The organism is Lysinibacillus sp. TE18511, from assembly GCF_054062295.1.
Genome location: NZ_JBSSFD010000009.1, coordinates 139,912 through 154,193 on the forward strand (window position 1 = coordinate 139,912; position 14,282 = coordinate 154,193).

A 14,282-nucleotide genomic window follows, 5' to 3' on the forward strand; every position below is an offset into this window, starting at 1 on the left:
TGGCAAGCTAATCAAAGGACTTTCTTGTTCATTAACTTAACTCATTCGTTACGACTTGGATAAATTCATCACGATATTGAGAGTCTAAAATATAAACTCCTTTTTCTCTTGCAAGTTGGAGTAACTTTTGAATTTTAGTCTCATCTTTCTCTATAAAGACTTTTTTTACATATTGTAAATCCTGCAAGATATGATGTATAAATGTATCCCCTTCTCTTTTAATATCTATAGCAATAAAGTCAAAAGATATAAATGCTTTAGCGGAGATATTAATTGTATCAAATAAATAATTTAAAGCTTTAAAAGGGACATAGGGGATCTCTTCCTTATATTCATATTTCTCAATAATAGGCAAAATCTCATCAATAAATTTTTGTATTTTGTCTATATCGTAAAGCTTTGTATCTTCAAAATCATTCTTCTCAATAATTTGTTGTATTTTATCATACTGATTTTGTTCTAATAGTTGTTTTATATAAAGAAGTTCTTCTTTAAATTTGGAACGTTCTTCTCTACTTAATTTTCTATGATTAATTACAGCGTATTCGATTAGCTCCCAGCCAATCTCTGAACCAAAATATGGTCCTAAAAAATACTTAAGTTCTTTTAAATCGCTCACTTATGTAACTCCCTTTAACATAGTTTTCTATTATTCGTACTGTAAAAACAATAAAATTTTTTTCTCTATATAAATACGATTTTAGTTTTGTTCGTTGTGAAATACCATAGCCAATAGGATATTGAAGGGTGAATTCTTATCGAATATTTTCCGTGTATATTCAGGAAATCGCCCCACGTTATGGTGATGAGCCTTTGTCTTTAAATAATTTCCAATAATTATTTATTTTACATAAAAAATCATTTTATAGAAACATATAATTTTATTTCATTTTTTTAAAAATAAAGTGAACCTTTTGCAATCCTCGTTTGTATAGTTAGTGAAAATACAAAAATAGGGAGGGTTTATTTTGGAGCTTATTGTGAAGGATCTTGTGAAAAATTATAATGGTGTGAACGTTTTAGATGGTGTGTCGGCCACATTTAAAATGGGTTATTGCTATTTATTGTTGGGGCAGAATGGAGCGGGGAAATCTACATTATCGAAATGTATAGCTGGAGATGAAAAAGCTGATGGAGGTTCTATTTTATTCAATGATTCGTCGCTACAAGTACATGAGCAAGTAGCGCTGCAATACCAATTTTTTTCGAGTTATCAGCATCTGAAAATTCGTGAAGTGATGGCACTTTTTACTACATTAACGAACAATCAAGTTGAATTGGGAGAGCTCTATGAAATATTAGGTTTACCAACTTATGACCATATCTTGGTGAAAAATGCGTCAGGTGGTCAGCGAAAAGCAGTATCGATCTTCCTTTCTTTTTTATTAAATAAACCGATTATCATATTAGATGAGCCATTTGCTGATTTAGATTTAACGAAGAAAAAGCAATTGATGTTTTACTTACAGCATGAAATTCGTCAACGTAACAAAATGATTATTATTATTAGCCACGAGGTAGCAGGATTAGAATCGTTATTTGATTATGTAGTGATCTTAAAAGATGGGAAGCTTATTGAAAATAGTACACAGGATGAGCTCCATAGAAAATACACAGAGGCGAAATTGCCGGGAATTGAAGGTCTTTACTATGAAGTGACAGGTCAAATTTTAGGAGGAAAAGCGGGATGATGAAACAAATTGCACGTATGTATATGTTGGAAAGTGTACGTAATCCAGGAATGGCTATTGGAAATATACTGCCAGCCTTTTTATTTATGAGCATATCATTTTTTGCTAAAAGCGTGATGACTGAAGAATCATTTGAATTTTTGATTAAAGGTCAGTTTCTACCGATTTCTATAATAATGCTAATCTTCTTCTTTTCTTTTTCTAGTGCTACAATTTATTTAGCAGATATGAAGGCCAATAAAACCCTCCAATGGGTGCAGCGTACAGGCATTAAGCCACACACTTACTATATTGGGATGGGAATCGGTGTTTTTACTTTATTAAATCTATTTTTAGTGTTACTCCTCATTGGTTACTCTTTTATTATTGATATTTCATTATCATCATTTATTCTAATTATTTTAATGAGTAACTTTGTGTTACTGGCATTGTATCCATTGAGTTTTATATTGGCAGGTCTATTTAAAAATGAAAAAGTGGCAACAAGTATGTTGGTACCGATTATGTTGATATTTATGTTTTCAATACAAATGACATCGATGTTTTTAACATTAGCGGAAAAAAACCCCCAAGATTATTTTATTTTTTTAATCTGGAATCCAATGCTATATTTATTTGATAGCTTGCAAGTGTCTTTAAATTTAATGGGCGAAACTTGGCTTCCGCAATATCAGTATTTTATGATTTTAGCAGTGATTAGCTTGGTGTTAGCAGCTATCGCTAAAAAAGTATATAACAGTAGGTGATTTGATGGGAATTGGATGGATGGTGTCTCTTATTATTGGTGGTATCATGATGGTAGTATTCATGGTGATTGCTATTTCCATGGAGCGAAAATATATTGTACGTGAGAATGGGAAAATTAACTATAAAAAATCAACTGTTTTTTTACGCTGGAATGTGTTTGATACGTTAACGCTTGTCTTAGCTATTTATACGATATTTTGTGTGCAGGCATTAAATATGCTCGTATCTACCGGCCAAACAATCGAAAATCCATATGTGCAGTTTTTTACAAATCAATCGCAAGTATGGGTCATTGTAACAGTCGCATACTTAATTTCACGTGTGTCCATAACATTGAAGTCCATTAAGGCTCATTGGGGGGATGAGCTAGATGATAAGCAATGAGGAGTGGATGGAGGCCTATAAGAACGGTGATGTCAATGGCTTTGAACAGCTCTATAGTCGTTTGTATGAGCCTCTGTACTGCTTTTTATTTCGTTATACCCGGGAAGATCAGCTAAGCGTTGATATTGTGCAAGATACCTTTGAGCGTTTACAATATATGAAAGAAGATTTTGATCAGCAAAAGGGAACGGTGAAAGCCTTTTTATTTCAAATCGCGTATCGCTTAATGATTAATAAATTGAATCGGCGCAAAAAATGGCGCACGCTCTTCCCGTTTTTAGTACCGACGTCCAGTCATCGAATGTCTGCTGACGAGAAATTAACGATACAAGAAGCGATACTTCAATTACCCGAAAAGCAACGAGCAGTTATTTTGCTCGTTTACTATCATGATTTGCCACAGGAGGAAATTGCACAAATTTTGTCCATTCCGCTTGGTACAGTTAAATCGAGGCTACATAATGCGATAAGAACTTTAAAGGAAGAGCTAAAGGAGGATTTCGATGCTTAAGGATGAATTTCAAAAAGAGCAATGGTTAAAAGACAGCTTAGATAAAGATGAAGTGGAGATTCCCAAGCAGCTAATGACATATAAGAAAAGTCGCTGGCAACGTTTTCTTCAATATTTAGCTTCACCAACAAAGGATCCGTTAGAACCAATATGTACATCTTCGGTCGGCTACACATCTTTAAAAGTAGTGCCCATTGTTGCGGCTGTATGTATTACAATTCTTCAAATTTTATTGCAATAAAAGAATCGACTAAATTTCCCGGAGCCACAATCATAGCTGTGATAGAAGGTTTTTAAAATGTTTTGAAGAATTTGGAAAGTGGTGTATTTAAATGAAAGAAATGATACTAAATAAATTAAAAGAAATCGAAAAAGAGTATCAAATAAAAATTTTATATGCGGTAGAATCGGGTAGTCGCGCTTGGGGATTTCCTTCCAAGGACAGTGATTATGATGTTCGTTTCATTTATATTCATCAACCACAGTGGTATCTTTCAATAGATCCACAAGGAATTGGTGCTAAGAGAGATGTTATTGAAATGCCTATTAATGATTTGTTGGATATTAGTGGCTGGGAAATAACAAAAGCATTAAGGCTATTTCGTAAAAGTAATCCACCGCTTTTAGAATGGTTACGAAGCAATATTGTTTATGATCAGCAATATTCATTCATTGACAATGTACGATTATTGGAAAATGAAGTATTTTATCCAAACGCAAGCTTATATCACTATTTAAACATGGCTAAAAACAACTATCGGGAATATTTGCAAAGTTCAGAAGTTAAAATAAAAAAATATTTTTATGTACTAAGACCGGTTTTGGCATGTAAATGGATAGAAAAAAAACAAACGGTACCACCAATTGATTTTCAAGAATTATTAAATGAAATCATTCCTGAAGGCTCTTTAAAAACGGAGATTCAGCAATTGTTAAAGAGAAAAATGGCTGGTGAAGAACTAAATATGGAGCCGCGTATTGAAAGTATTAATGAGTATTTAGATAAAGAAATAAAGCATATTGAGACTTACTGTAAAAATTTAAATATCAAAGTTGATGATCCAACACAAAAATTAGATGCGTTATTTAGAAGTACATTGCAAGAAGTGTGGGGAAAAGCTGAATAATTTTTACTTGCAAGGTCATACTAACACAGATTTCACTTATGAAATCTATAATGATGAGGAGGATGGCAAATGAGTAGGTTTGAACATTTAGACCCGAAATCTCAAAAAATCCACCGCAACTGGTCAAGGATTAAGCACTCAAAATCTCAAGTTAACGGGGAAACGGAGATTACCCTTCATAACCGTATCTTGAGAAGCGAAGCAAAAGCCCGTCAGTTTTAATCATGCTAGAAAAGTAAGTGTCATCATGCCCAGAATTTATTCTGGGTTTTTTTGTTTTCCAAAATCAAAGAGAATAATATGTATGGCTTATCAATGTGGGGTGATCTCCGATGAGCTGCTTCTCTTCAGGGTCTCATCTGTGATCCCTAAGGAGTCGCCCAGCCTCACTACAATCAACTTATATGCAATAGCATACGTTTTAACTTATCATCCCTAACTTATGGTGATGAACTTAATGCATGATTTTGGACCCAATTATTATTTTATATTCAATAATTTGTAATTAATCTGATATAATCTTTAACATAAATTAAAGGGGAGACAATTCAAAAGGACGTAATATGTTAGCTATTTAAATAATTTATAAACACTAAGGAGGAATTCAATATGTCATTAGTTGCAGAATATGATTGTGAAGCATGTGGACAGCATGTTGCTTTTGATGATGATGATTACGAACCATATGATGAGGGTTTATGTAAGACTTGTTATGATAACGAATTTATAGTGTACTGTTCATTGCATGTGGAAGGTGAATTAGTAGATTATGAAACGTTTGTTAATATAAAAGATGACTCTAGTATTAGGTCATATATTAGAGATTATGGCGACTATGAAAAGGGTAAAACAGTGACAATAAAGCCTATCGAAGACAATTTAGACATTCAAGAAGAAATTGATTACTACACAACAGAAGGGCGTAACCAATTTATTATATAAGCAACAGACAAACACAATAAACAATGTACTTCGATTATTAAATACCGAGTATACTAAAAATAGCATACTCGGTATTTAAAGTTATTACGGACTATTTCCTGTATAAAATGCACAATAAATCAATCGCATTAATAATCACTACTACAGCTTCACAACAAGGGGTTAAAGTCTTAAAAAGATGGGATTTGTTGAAGAAGGAAGAAAAATCAATGAAATTAAGCTACATAATAATAAATATATAGATGATGTTTTAATGTATAGGATGGTAGCAAAAAAAATTGAAAGGAAAATATGTTTACATGAAAAAATATAATTTCACACAAGAGTTGGCCAATCAAATTAACAATTATCAATCGATCGATGCTTTTTATACGAAAATCATGAAAACGGTGGAGCCTGCAAATAATGGCTTCATTTATATAGAGCCAGGTGGTGTTGTTGGAATGCATGAAGCTCCCGTTCCACAGTTATTTATAGTTATTCAGGGCGAAGGATGGATTTGCGGTGAGGATAAAGAGAAAGTAATCATTAAGACTGGAGACGGTGTTCTTTGGCAAACAGGAGAGGCACATGAATCAGGAAGTGAAACAGGGTTAACAGCTTTAGTCATCCAATCCGAGCATATCAATCTTGCATAGATTACATTCTTATCACAATGAGTAACTGCGTAGATTATAGCTCCGCTACTCTATTGTTAAGCTGAGTTTAACTGTTTTTAATATATGCCCATCGAAAATGTCATCAAACTCCTCCATTTTCATAAAGCCCTTCGCATGATGATAATTCATGTCAATCGTGTAGAATTATGATAAAACCTCGAACGCTGATAAAAGTACCAGAATCGCTGATAAAACCTCGAACATCGCTGATAAAAGAGCCAGAATCGCTGATAAAGCATCAAACATCGCTGATAAAAATATCAGAATCACTAGAACGAAGTGAGAGTAAGCTCAAGCCAGCTTTTCTTGGCAATTTCTTGCACAAAAAAGATGTCATTCTCTACCATCTGTCGTATAATTAATGTCAACACTTTTCACCCGCAATTCTAAATTTTCTATTTATTGTAACATTAAATTACTCGAAGGGGGATGGACTTCATGCAAGTTGTTGAAAAAGCGTTTGGCTATATTACGAGAGAGCATGAGAGTCGGTTACAGGTGCTAGTATTTGAGCAAAATACAGAAGGAGCAGGAATTCAAATTCCTAAAGGCACGGTAGAGAAAGGGGAAACACCGTTAGAGGCTGTAACCCGAGAGATGTTTGAGGAGACAGGTTTACCCCATTTAACCGTTAAGGGGTTAATTGCCCAAGATTATTTTAATCATCATTCAGGGGTTCTGCAAAAACGTTATTTTTACCATTTAACTACGAATGAAAAACGAGATACATGGCAACATTGTCCTACAGGTGTAAACGAGTCAGGTTTTGTGTTTTCATTTTACTGGATCTCAAGCGAGCAGGAAGTGACACTAGCACAAGGACATGGAGATTATTTGCATCGAGTATTGGCTCGTGTGAAAAATTGATTTGTCATCTATATAAAAGCTACATTTAATTGAACAAAACCGCGTCTCTAAATAAAAGAGACGCGGTTGTTTTGTCATTTTCTAAGCTTTTGCGGCAACATCTAATGCTTGAGCGAAATCTGCAATCAGATCATCAACATGCTCTAGTCCTACTGAGAAACGTAATAGTCCATCCGTAATACCGCGTTTTGCTCGTTCTTCGGGTTCCATGGCTGCATGGCTCATTTTAGCAGGGTAGGATAAAATTGATTCAACACCACCAAGAGAGACAGCGAAAACAGGAATTTTCATCGCCTCTACAAGTACTTTAGCAGCTTCATAGCTTGGTAGACGGAAGGATAGTACTGCACCTGCACTCGTGGCTTGACGATGATGAATCTCATAGCCAGGATGAGATGCAAGCCCTGGATAGTATACTTGCTCGACAAGGGAATTTTCAGCTAAAAACTCCGCAATCTTTTGTGCTGATTCAGCAGAACGACTAAAACGCACATCTGTTGTTTTAATATTTTGCAATAGAGTAAAGCAGTCCTGTACACCTAATATATTGCCGAATGAATTTTGGATAAAGTACAGCTCCTGACCAAGCTTTTCGTCAGCAGTTACTGTCAATCCTGCGATAATATCGGAGTGCCCAGATAAAAACTTTGTAGCACTATGAATAACAACATCGACACCTAACTCAAGTGGACGTTGGTGTAAAGGTGTCATAAAAGTATTATCTAAAAAGGTTAAACAATGATGCTGTTTGGCTAGAGCAACAATCCCGCGAATATCTGTGATGCCAAGTGTTGGATTCGACGGTGTTTCCATATAGAGCAGCTTTGTTGCTGGAGTAATGGCTGCTTCAACCGCTGCTAAATCTGAGAAATCCACGAAAGTATGGGAAATACCGAAACGTGGTAAAACTTTGGAAACAAAGCGGTACGTTCCACCATAAACGTCCTCAGTAATCACAATATGATCACCTTGAGAAAGTAGCATTAATGCCGCTGAAACTGCAGCAATCCCAGAAGAGAATGCATGTGCACGTACACCACCTTCAAGCTCTGCGATTGCTTTTTCTAGTGCATCACGTGTAGGGTTTCCAGATCGCGCATAGTCATATTCACCAAATTCATCGATACTCTCTTGATGGAAAGTAGATGATAAATACATAGGCACATTAACTGCACCCTTTTTATTTTCATAGCCGTCACGAACCCCAGCGTGAATAAGGCTTGTTTCAATATGTTGCTTCATCTTTATGCCTCTTTTCTAAGGATATCGAATACTTGTTTTAAATCAGCAATTAAATCTTCTACCTCTTCTATTCCAACTGAGAAGCGCAGTAATCTGTCGCATACACCACGTTCAATACGCTCTTCGTAAGGCATATCTGCATGTGTTTGAGTGGCAGGATATGTAATAAAGCTTTCAACACCACCAAGGCTTTCGGCAAAAGTAATTAGCTTCAAGTTACGAAGGAATGGGTCAATCCACTCAGCTTGTTTCAAGCGGAATGATAGCATGCCACCTTTTCCTGTATACAGCACGTCTGTCACAAGTTCTTCTTCCTCTAAATAGGCAGCAATTGCTTTCGCATTTGCATCGTGCTGCTTTAATCGAAGATGCATTGTTTTTAAGCCACGAATCAGCAACCAGGAATCCATCGCACCTAATACCATACCGCTACCGTTGTGAATAAAGCCAATACGTTCAGCTAATTCTGCTCCTTTTGCAACAACTAAACCAGCTAATACATCATTATGTCCGCCGATATATTTAGTAGCTGAATGAAGGACAATATCTGCACCTAACTCGATAGGGCGTTGGAAATAAGGTGTATAGAACGTGTTATCTACAATTAACCATGCGCCATGCTTATGAGCTAATTCAGCATACACTTCTAAATCAAATTCCTGCATAAGTGGGTTTGTTGGCGTTTCGATGAAAAGGGCACGTGTATTGTCAGTGATTAAAGCTTCTACCTGCTCAACTGATTCAAATTTAGAGTAAACAGGCTTAATATTATATGTCTCTTCGAAGAAATTAAAAAGTCGATATGTACCTCCATATAAATCATCAGGTACCACTAATTCATCACCAGGCTTAAACAATGATAGAACTAGTTGAATGGCTGCCATACCAGAGCTACAGGCAAAGCCCATGTCTCCGCCCTCTAAATCAGCAATTCCAGCTTCTAATAGGGCACGAGTTGGATTTTTGGTACGTGCATAATCAAAACCAGTGGATTCACCGATTCCTGTATGTTTATATGCTGTCGATAAATGAATCGGTGGGCTGACAGCGCCTGTTCTCGGATCACTTAAATTACCAAGTTGTACAAGTTTTGTTTCAATGCTTCTGTTGTTTGTCATGTCGTCACTCTTTTCTTTATCATAATAACGGGAAGTCAAAATATACTGATAGACTAGAACTCATTTCCCATATTCTAAATAATTGTTATCAATTTAACATGTATACTAAAGAAGAACAAGATAATTTCAGAAAATTGGTGATATTATTCTTAGGAAATCACCTAGGAATAGTAGGAGATGTAAAAAGGAGGAGAGTTAAATAAAGAATTGTATTCTTAGGTGGTAAAGAAAAGGCAACAGTAAAGTCGCTAAGTGAAGAATTAGGGAAAGAAACAATTAATGATTATAACGAATCAAAATCACGTTCTAATCACGATAGTTTTGGCCAAAATTCCTCTAAATTAGGTAGGGAATTAATGACGCATGATGAATTGCTAACAATGGAACGTGATACATGCATTGTTCAAATTATCGGTAAAAGACCATTCAAAGACAAAAAATATGATTTAACGATACACCCTAGATATAAATACCATTCTAAAGGGGATAAATACTGTTTTGACATCGACAAATACTTGGCAGCACTTGAAAAAGGGAAGGCTAAAACAACAGAAAATAGTGCTGCTGAAGTAGCTCCAGTAAGACAAGAACCGAAATTATCAATTACAACTCTGGACGAATCAGGAAATGAAAGTAGCGTTGCTATCTAAAGAGAGATCGATCCAAAGGAGAGAATTTTAATGAATATTAACGATGCAATAAGAACAAGAATACAGCAGCTATGTAATGAAAAAGGATGGTTAATAAACGAATTAATCAGAAGGTCAAATGCATCAACCTACTGTATCAGAGTTTATGCGCGGGAAAACGAAGTCTTCATCGATCATTACAATTACAAAAATATCAAAAGGGTTCGAAATGACTCTTTCCGAGTTTTTTTATGATGAAATTTTCTTGAACTGAGAAGAAGTTGAGAATTAATTAATTTAAAGGAGATGTACATTATGAAAAGCACAGGTTTTGTAAGAAAGGTGGATGAGCTTGGGCGAATCGCTATTCCAATGGAGCTTAGAAGAAAGCTAAAAATTGAGGATAAAGACCCCGTAGAGATAAATGTTGTGAATGATCAGGTTATATTGCGTAAGCATCGAATGCCTTGTATAGTCATGAGAGAAATAACAAGTGAAAACAAGTCCTATGCCAACGGAAACCTTGTTTTAAGTTCAAAAGGAGAAAAAATTTTGCTACAATTGCTTGAGAAAATACAAGCTGCCCGTTAATAAATATCAGCCGCCTTTAAGGCGGCATTTTTCTTAAGCTGTAAATAAGTTTGATTTTTTTTAAGCTCTTGTTCAACTAAAGCCCTCGTTAGTTTAAGTGTAATACTTCACAATCTTATTCAATTAAGGTTGTTTTAATCATTTAAATCATAAAAATACATTGGGTTTATACACTCCAAAATGGATACTATTGCGTTATTGTATCCGGATATTTTCTCAATTTCTTTTTCGTCTTTAAATTCTTCGTTTTCGAACTGTACTTTAGCAGCAAGCTCTAAATCGTCGAAATTTTTTTGCCCTACGATTTCTATTAGGAAGAAGGAATAATAATAGAAAACCGTGTTCCCTTGCCCTTTTCACTTTTTATTTCTATATCTCCGTTTAATCCTTTTACAATACTGTATGCAATCATCGTACCTAGCCCGGTTCCCTTCTCTTTTATAGAATAAAACGGCATAGCGATTCGATTTATCTCCTCAGAAGACATTCCAATTCCTGTGTCAATAATATCAATCACAATACGATTCTTTACCTTTTTCACATTAATTCGGAGCATCCCTCCATTAGTCATGGCTTCAATCCCGTTCGTTGCAATGTTAATTAAACACATTTTTAGATTATCGGTGTTGGCATATATATAATGGGAACATTCATTATCGCTTTCAACTTTAACATTACATTGGATGGCGATCGGTAAAATAACCTCTATTACTTGCTCAACAATTGGTCTAATATCTAATAATTCTCTTGAAACATTTTGTGGTTTTATAAGGGACAAATAATCGTTAATAACGAGTTGCGCTTTTTCTAACTCCATTAGCATGACTTGCAAATAGTCATCCTTTTGTGTTTCAGAGATTTCGTTTTTACTAAACATCTGCATAAATCCATATACCGTAGTCAACGGGTTTCTTATTTCATGGGCTATAGACGCTGCTAATTCACAAGTCACCATAAATTTTTCTGCACGGTGAATTTTTTCTTTCATTTTAAACCTTTCTATCATTCCTTCAATTAAATAAAGAGACAATAAAACAGTCAGAATATTGATCACTATATAATTGAATAAAAAGTGAATAAAATCAGGTTGAACTTTATCGTTTATCTGTATTTGGTTCATTAAAGCGAATGTAGAAAAGGAAATAGTGCAAAGAGACATAAGCAATAAGCTGAACAATATTTTTCTTTTTTTATAATAACCAGCAAGAAAATAATGGGATACCATAGTAATGGAAGTGGCCATAAAATATACAATAACTGCAGGGTAGACTCCGTCTCCGCCTAAGTAAAAACGGTAAGAAACAAATATAACAGTAATAAAAATAAAACTCCTAAAACCACCATAGAGAACAGCTAAAAGGATTGGGATAAGCCGTAAATCATATATGTATCCATAATTAAACTTAAACGGGAATGTCATACAAAGAACAACCGCAATGGATGAAAGGAAGGAAATTAATATAGTATTACGCGCTTCTTTTCCATCTTTATCTAACCAAAATATTTGATAGAAAAAAATACAAATGATAATAATGAATGCATTTAATAATAATGTCGTTATCCCCATGATCAGCGCCCCTAAATTGAGTAATAAATGTTAGAAAAGTGATAAAACAGAAAAGGTTAAGATAATTATAAACATTTTTTCAAAAAAAGAAAGATGTTGAAAAAAGTGTAAAAAAAATTTGACTAACCTGCCCCGTTAGCTCAAAAAGAAAAAGAGCTGCCTATGCAACTCAATGATCTTATAGTGATAGGTAAGCCTTTGACGTTATCTCCGGCTTTTCCCCCACTTCACACCGTACGTGCGAGTTTCCCAGCATACGGCGTTCCCATTAATCCAATTCATTCAGTTTTTATGTGTAGGCTAAGTTGCTATGTAGAGTCAGATTGTGGCGTTCAGACATTGCTTACGCAATTCATTTACTTTCAGTAGTTGCTTTTCATCTAATTTCAATGCTTTGAGGAGCATTTGTATTTTCTCGAGGTCTTTTAAGTGGATTAGTCGGTGAATTGATTCATGGATAATCATTAAATTGCCATAGGAATCGTCCTGTGTTAAATAATACGGTGTTTTATGGTGACAGTGCCAACCATTGAAACCTAGTGAGACACCAGTTACAGCACATTTTCCATATTGAGTAATAAACCGACTAATGCGATTATCATTATATTCAATGGAGCGTTGTGGAATAAATTGTTTCATCACATAAGTGAGGATTTCTTTAGGAATCGCTCGTTGATTGCGATGGATTTTGTGTCTACCTTTGGTAGTATAATTACAAATGTCCTGTGAGAAATTGAGATTAACTCGGCAACGTTGGGCGTGAATAGGAACGAAAATCATTTCTTTAATCTTGTACAACTTACATTCGTATCCTTTATACCGTTTCTGTAACGATTCCGTGAAGTCTGTGAACGTTGTTTCTTTTCTCATTTCTTTCAGTCGATTATGCATAGTTCGATGTGTGCGGTGGTTCAGCTTATTTAAATCTTTTGTGACGTGTGACGCTGCGGCGTAATAATTTTGAATCCCCATTACAACCGTATTAAACCGCCATACATTTTCTACTGATTGGTGTCTCTGAATCGCTTTTACAGCTTGTACAATCGTTAGTTGAGCGTTTTTCAATGCTTTTTCCGTCATATGAGAGTGTGCAACATATAGCGTACGTTTCGCTGTTTTCTTTCGATGGGCTTTTATGCGAAACCCCAAGAATTCTGAGGAGTTTTTCTTTAAATTTACTACTTTTGATTTCTCTTCACTAACCTCTAAATGGAGGCGATTTCCCAGAAAATCAGTTACCGCGTAGTACATTCTTATCGCCTGTGAACGAGTTCGACATAAAATTTTAAAGTCATCCGCATAACGGACAATATAACAAGGTTTTAGGTTGGTCTTTTTTAAAGCTTGCATCTTGTTAGGTGGTGTTTTATAGACTTTTTTTGTCTGGAAGTTTTCCCACTGATGACTAACCCACCAATCAAGTTCGTTTAATACGATGTTTGATAACAATGGAGAGAGAATCCCACCTTGTGGTGTACCATTTATCGGTAAACCCTCACCAACAATTTCTGCTTTTAATAATCGAGAAATAATGGATAATAAAGCTTTATCCCGAATCCCTATTGCCCACATTTGTTTAAGTAGTTTCGCATGGTTCACGTTATCGAAAAAGCCTTTTATATCAACATCTACACAATGATAGAAACATCCTCGATTAATTAATGTTTCAAAGCGTGCTTTGGCATGATGTGTGCTACGGTTCGGTCTGAATCCGTAACTGTGCTTATAAAATCTCGCTTCACATATTGGCTCTAACACTTGCAAGATACATTGTTGGAACAACCTATCCCAAATCGTTGGAATACCCAGCGGGCGAGTTTTTCCATTTGACTTTGGAATCAAGACACGTCGAACAGCTTGCGGTTGGTAGAATGAAAACATTTTCCGTACATTCTCGATGACTTCTGAAGTGGAAAGGCTTTTTACGTCATTGATGGTAAGCCCATCAAACCCAGCCGTTTGACTACCCGTATTTTTCTTAATATTACGGTAGGCAAGTCGGATATTTTCATCCGATTGCATCAGCTCTACTAAATCATAAAAGTTTTGACCATTAGCACTTTGAGCATATAACGTATCGAGATGATACTGCATGTCATAATACTCGCTATGTACAAATGCTAAGATCTACATGTACAAACGCACTCACTTAAAGATGTACACTTTTGATTCACTTTCTCGCATACTAATCATGAGGTGATTAGTGT

General features: G+C 35.2%; 17 protein-coding genes and 1 pseudogene. 12 read left to right on the forward strand and 6 right to left on the reverse strand.

Annotated features, from left to right (window positions below; genetic code table 11):
- Positions 1–31 precede the first annotated feature (31 nt).
- Positions 32–619, reverse strand: coding sequence for a hypothetical protein (locus tag ACVWXS_RS09480; RefSeq protein WP_456957876.1), 588 nt, complete (start codon positions 617–619; stop codon positions 32–34).
- Between the two features lie 349 nt (positions 620–968).
- On the opposite strand from ACVWXS_RS09480, the gene ACVWXS_RS09485 reads away from it, so the two are divergent.
- From ACVWXS_RS09485 to ACVWXS_RS09525, 9 genes are all read left to right on the forward strand, one after another.
- Positions 969–1,691 (forward strand): ATP-binding cassette domain-containing protein, encoded by a 723-nt coding sequence (locus ACVWXS_RS09485; RefSeq protein WP_456957878.1) that lies wholly within the window; start codon positions 969–971, stop codon positions 1,689–1,691.
- On the forward strand, positions 1,688–2,437 hold the full coding sequence (locus tag ACVWXS_RS09490) for an ABC transporter permease (RefSeq protein ID WP_456957880.1): 750 nt from the start codon (positions 1,688–1,690) through the stop codon (positions 2,435–2,437). Before ACVWXS_RS09485 ends, ACVWXS_RS09490 begins: the two co-directional genes overlap by 4 nt.
- Before the next feature lie 4 nt (positions 2,438–2,441).
- Positions 2,442–2,822 (forward strand): group-specific protein, encoded by a 381-nt coding sequence (locus ACVWXS_RS09495; protein WP_456957882.1) that lies wholly within the window; start codon positions 2,442–2,444, stop codon positions 2,820–2,822.
- Positions 2,823–2,829: 7 nt separating this feature from the next.
- Positions 2,830–3,333, forward strand: coding sequence for an RNA polymerase sigma factor (locus ACVWXS_RS09500; RefSeq protein ID WP_456957907.1), 504 nt, complete (start codon positions 2,830–2,832; stop codon positions 3,331–3,333).
- Entirely contained in the window at positions 3,326–3,574 is a 249-nt protein-coding gene (locus ACVWXS_RS09505; protein ID WP_068984663.1) for a hypothetical protein, read from the forward strand. Before ACVWXS_RS09500 ends, ACVWXS_RS09505 begins: the two co-directional genes overlap by 8 nt.
- Positions 3,575–3,665: 91 nt before the next feature.
- The gene (locus tag ACVWXS_RS09510; RefSeq protein WP_456957884.1) at positions 3,666–4,460 is read left to right on the forward strand and encodes a nucleotidyltransferase domain-containing protein; all 795 of its coding nucleotides are present in this window, start codon (positions 3,666–3,668) and stop codon (positions 4,458–4,460) included.
- Positions 4,461–4,529: 69 nt separating this feature from the next.
- The gene (locus tag ACVWXS_RS09515) at positions 4,530–4,682 is read left to right on the forward strand and encodes a YpzG family protein (protein ID WP_068984661.1); all 153 of its coding nucleotides are present in this window, start codon (positions 4,530–4,532) and stop codon (positions 4,680–4,682) included.
- Positions 4,683–5,069: 387 nt separating this feature from the next.
- Positions 5,070–5,402 (forward strand): hypothetical protein, encoded by a 333-nt coding sequence (locus ACVWXS_RS09520; protein ID WP_456957886.1) that lies wholly within the window; start codon positions 5,070–5,072, stop codon positions 5,400–5,402.
- Positions 5,403–5,701: 299 nt separating this feature from the next.
- Positions 5,702–6,040, forward strand: a complete 339-nt coding sequence (locus tag ACVWXS_RS09525; RefSeq protein ID WP_456957888.1) for a cupin domain-containing protein — start codon at positions 5,702–5,704, stop codon at positions 6,038–6,040.
- Between the two features lie 165 nt (positions 6,041–6,205).
- Here ACVWXS_RS09525 and ACVWXS_RS09530 read toward each other — a convergent pair whose 3' ends face one another.
- A complete protein-coding gene (locus ACVWXS_RS09530) occupies positions 6,206–6,331 on the reverse strand; it encodes a hypothetical protein (RefSeq protein WP_456957890.1) in 126 nt (41 codons plus the stop codon).
- 168 nt (positions 6,332–6,499) lie between these two features.
- On the opposite strand from ACVWXS_RS09530, the gene ACVWXS_RS09535 reads away from it, so the two are divergent.
- Positions 6,500–6,928 (forward strand): NUDIX hydrolase, encoded by a 429-nt coding sequence (locus ACVWXS_RS09535; RefSeq protein ID WP_368636761.1) that lies wholly within the window; start codon positions 6,500–6,502, stop codon positions 6,926–6,928.
- Positions 6,929–7,009: 81 nt separating this feature from the next.
- Here the strand turns inward: ACVWXS_RS09535 and ACVWXS_RS09540 are convergent, their stop codons facing one another.
- Positions 7,010–8,170, reverse strand: a complete 1,161-nt coding sequence (locus ACVWXS_RS09540; protein ID WP_456957893.1) for an aminotransferase class I/II-fold pyridoxal phosphate-dependent enzyme — start codon at positions 8,168–8,170, stop codon at positions 7,010–7,012.
- A gap of 2 nt (positions 8,171–8,172) precedes the next feature.
- Positions 8,173–9,288: a methionine biosynthesis PLP-dependent protein gene (locus ACVWXS_RS09545; protein ID WP_427421608.1), complete on the reverse strand. Its 1,116-nt coding sequence runs from the start codon at positions 9,286–9,288 to the stop codon at positions 8,173–8,175.
- A gap of 209 nt (positions 9,289–9,497) precedes the next feature.
- Between ACVWXS_RS09545 and ACVWXS_RS09550 the strand changes: the two are divergent.
- Together ACVWXS_RS09550 and ACVWXS_RS09555 are read left to right on the forward strand one after the other, a co-directional pair.
- Positions 9,498–9,938 (forward strand): annotated as a pseudogene (locus ACVWXS_RS09550) (type IV secretory system conjugative DNA transfer family protein); the annotation flags it as partial.
- Positions 9,939–10,232: 294 nt separating this feature from the next.
- Positions 10,233–10,508 (forward strand): AbrB/MazE/SpoVT family DNA-binding domain-containing protein, encoded by a 276-nt coding sequence (locus ACVWXS_RS09555; RefSeq protein WP_456957895.1) that lies wholly within the window; start codon positions 10,233–10,235, stop codon positions 10,506–10,508.
- A 310-nt stretch (positions 10,509–10,818) separates the two neighbouring features.
- On the opposite strand, the gene ACVWXS_RS09560 is transcribed toward ACVWXS_RS09555, so the two are convergent.
- Together ACVWXS_RS09560 and ltrA are read right to left on the reverse strand one after the other, a co-directional pair.
- The gene (locus tag ACVWXS_RS09560) at positions 10,819–12,075 is read right to left on the reverse strand and encodes an ATP-binding protein (protein ID WP_456957897.1); all 1,257 of its coding nucleotides are present in this window, start codon (positions 12,073–12,075) and stop codon (positions 10,819–10,821) included.
- Positions 12,076–12,393: 318 nt separating this feature from the next.
- Entirely contained in the window at positions 12,394–14,169 is a 1,776-nt protein-coding gene (gene ltrA, locus ACVWXS_RS09565) for a group II intron reverse transcriptase/maturase (protein WP_456957899.1), read from the reverse strand.
- Between the last annotated feature and the right edge of the window lie 113 nt (positions 14,170–14,282).

Excerpts from the sequence above, each read along its gene's own strand:
- ACVWXS_RS09555 (WP_456957895.1), top strand. The coding sequence starts at position 10,233 with ATGAAAAGCACAGGTTTTGTAAGAAAGGTGGATGAGCTTGGGCGAATC.
- ACVWXS_RS09490 (WP_456957880.1), top strand. The coding sequence starts at position 1,688 with ATGATGAAACAAATTGCACGTATGTATATGTTGGAAAGTGTACGTAAT.
- ACVWXS_RS09525 (WP_456957888.1), top strand. The coding sequence starts at position 5,702 with ATGAAAAAATATAATTTCACACAAGAGTTGGCCAATCAAATTAACAAT.
- ACVWXS_RS09510 (WP_456957884.1), top strand. The coding sequence starts at position 3,666 with ATGAAAGAAATGATACTAAATAAATTAAAAGAAATCGAAAAAGAGTAT.
- ACVWXS_RS09515 (WP_068984661.1), top strand. The coding sequence starts at position 4,530 with ATGAGTAGGTTTGAACATTTAGACCCGAAATCTCAAAAAATCCACCGC.
- ACVWXS_RS09520 (WP_456957886.1), top strand. The coding sequence starts at position 5,070 with ATGTCATTAGTTGCAGAATATGATTGTGAAGCATGTGGACAGCATGTT.
- ltrA (WP_456957899.1), bottom strand. The coding sequence starts at position 14,169 with ATGCAGTATCATCTCGATACGTTATATGCTCAAAGTGCTAATGGTCAA.
- ACVWXS_RS09495 (WP_456957882.1), top strand. The coding sequence starts at position 2,442 with ATGGGAATTGGATGGATGGTGTCTCTTATTATTGGTGGTATCATGATG.
- ACVWXS_RS09540 (WP_456957893.1), bottom strand. The coding sequence starts at position 8,170 with ATGAAGCAACATATTGAAACAAGCCTTATTCACGCTGGGGTTCGTGAC.
- ACVWXS_RS09560 (WP_456957897.1), bottom strand. The coding sequence starts at position 12,075 with ATGGGGATAACGACATTATTATTAAATGCATTCATTATTATCATTTGT.
- ACVWXS_RS09505 (WP_068984663.1), top strand. The coding sequence starts at position 3,326 with ATGCTTAAGGATGAATTTCAAAAAGAGCAATGGTTAAAAGACAGCTTA.
- ACVWXS_RS09535 (WP_368636761.1), top strand. The coding sequence starts at position 6,500 with ATGCAAGTTGTTGAAAAAGCGTTTGGCTATATTACGAGAGAGCATGAG.
- ACVWXS_RS09545 (WP_427421608.1), bottom strand. The coding sequence starts at position 9,288 with ATGACAAACAACAGAAGCATTGAAACAAAACTTGTACAACTTGGTAAT.
- ACVWXS_RS09500 (WP_456957907.1), top strand. The coding sequence starts at position 2,830 with ATGGAGGCCTATAAGAACGGTGATGTCAATGGCTTTGAACAGCTCTAT.